Annotated in this window: 3 protein-coding genes, 1 tRNA gene and 1 pseudogene; all 5 read left to right on the forward strand. The window is 55.7% G+C overall.

Going from position 1 to position 1,712, the window contains the following annotated elements; genetic code table 11:
• A pseudogene (locus tag DBR23_RS10730) lies at positions 1-95 on the forward strand (elongation factor Tu); the annotation flags it as partial.
• Between the two features lie 15 nt (positions 96-110).
• Positions 111-186: transfer RNA gene (locus DBR23_RS10735), tRNA-Trp, on the forward strand.
• A gap of 91 nt (positions 187-277) precedes the next feature.
• Positions 278-664 (forward strand): preprotein translocase subunit SecE, encoded by a 387-nt coding sequence (gene secE, locus DBR23_RS10740; RefSeq protein ID WP_056641821.1) that lies wholly within the window; start codon positions 278-280, stop codon positions 662-664.
• Positions 661-1,257: a transcription termination/antitermination protein NusG gene (gene nusG, locus DBR23_RS10745; protein ID WP_015012231.1), complete on the forward strand. Its 597-nt coding sequence runs from the start codon at positions 661-663 to the stop codon at positions 1,255-1,257. The genes secE and nusG overlap by 4 nt, the downstream gene beginning before the upstream one ends.
• 160 nt (positions 1,258-1,417) lie before the next feature.
• The coding region (gene rplK / locus DBR23_RS10750; RefSeq protein WP_108498236.1) for a 50S ribosomal protein L11 at positions 1,418-1,712 on the forward strand (295 nt) is incomplete at its 3' end.

Genomic DNA, 1,712 nt, shown 5'->3' on the forward strand with positions numbered 1-1,712 from the left:
TCAACCCCATCGCCATGGAAGAAGGTCTGCGCTTCGCTATCCGCGAAGGCGGCCGTACCGTGGGCGCTGGCGTCGTGGCCAAGATCATTGCTTAATCAAGCAAGGTATACAGGGGTATAGCTCAATTGGCAGAGCGTCGGTCTCCAAAACCGAAGGTTGTAGGTTCGATTCCTACTGCCCCTGCCACTTGAATGTGGCCCCCAACAAGCCCGCCAGACCCTGGCGGGCTTCGGTGTCTTAAGTGATGCCGTGACTAGGAAGCAGGAAATACTCAAAGATGGCCACTTCACAGGTTGAAACTGTCAATACAGGCGCAGACAAGGCCAAGCTCGCAGCGGTAGTGGCGTTGGTCATTGCCTCCGTTGCGGGCTTTTATTTGTTGAGCAAGCAAGGCGCTGTCGTGCAGTGGGCGGCATTGATCGTCGGGCTGGTTGCGGCTGCGGCGGTGTTTTTGGTGTCGGAATCGGGGCGTCAATTCGTCGCGTTTGCCAAAGACGCATGGCGCGAAGTGAAAAAGGTGGTCTGGCCTACGCGCAAGGAAACCTTGCAGATGACGGCCTATGTGTTCGCCTTTGTGGTCATCATGGCGCTTTTTCTGTGGTTCACGGACAAGACGCTGGAGTGGGTCTTGTACGACTTGATTTTGGGTTGGAGAAAGTCATGACGACCGCTGCGGAAATCACGGGAGCACAAGCTCCTGCAGGCGCTTCTGCCTCGGCCAATCCAGACCTGCGCTGGTACATCGTCCATGCCTATTCAGGCATGGAAAAAGCGGTCGAACGCAACATTCAGGAGCGCATCGGCCGCTCTGGCATGCAAGACAAATTTGGTCGGATCTTGGTGCCGACCGAAGAAGTCGTGGAAATGAAGAACGGCCAACGCAAGACGACGGAGCGTCGCTTGTTCCCTGGCTATGTGTTCGTTGAGATGGTGATGGATGACGACACCTGGCACTTGGTGAAGCACACCAACAAGGTCACGGGTTTCGTTGGCGGCGCCAAGAACAGACCTGCCCCCATCTCGGAAGACGAAGTGCAAAAGATCGTCAGCCAGATGCAGGAAGGCACCGACAAACCACGCCACAAGATCGAGTTCATGGTGGGCGAGTTGGTGCGCGTCAAGGAAGGTCCTTTCACGGACTTCAATGGCTCTGTCGAGGAAGTCAATTACGAAAAGAGTCGCGTGCGCGTCTCTGTGATGATTTTCGGTCGCTCTACCCCTGTGGAGCTGGAGTTCGGACAGGTCGAAAAGACATAAATCTGTCGAGCACAAGCCTGACTGCCTCGGCAGTCAGGGCAATGATTTTGGGCGCCGCACTTTTCGGCTCGGTGCGGGCGTCGTCACTGTGAGTCGTTAACCCGGGGAGCTGGTGGTTGCATGGTGCAACACAAGCGTTATGACCCGTCAGGAGTAAAGCATGGCGAAAAAAATCGTCGGTTTTATCAAGCTGCAAGTTCCAGCTGGTAAGGCCAATCCATCCCCACCGATCGGCCCAGCACTGGGTCAACGTGGCCTCAACATCATGGAGTTCTGCAAGGCATTCAATGCGCAGACCCAAGGTGTGGAGCCAGGTCTGCCACTGCCCGTGGTCATCACGGCGTTCGCAGACAAGAGCTTTACCTTCATCATCAAGACGCCGCCTGCGACGACTCTGATCAAGAAAGCCATCAAGCTCGAAAAGGGTTCTTCCAATGCCCTGAAGACCAAGGTTG

It is taken from the genome of Acidovorax sp. HMWF018, from assembly GCF_003061035.1.
Taxonomy (GTDB): Bacteria; Pseudomonadota; Gammaproteobacteria; order Burkholderiales; family Burkholderiaceae_C; genus Acidovorax; species Acidovorax delafieldii.

Coding starts and splice junctions, on each gene's coding strand:
- secE (WP_056641821.1), top strand. CDS start 278: ATGGCCACTTCACAGGTTGAAACTGTCAATACAGGCGCAGACAAGGCC.
- nusG (WP_015012231.1), top strand. CDS start 661: ATGACGACCGCTGCGGAAATCACGGGAGCACAAGCTCCTGCAGGCGCT.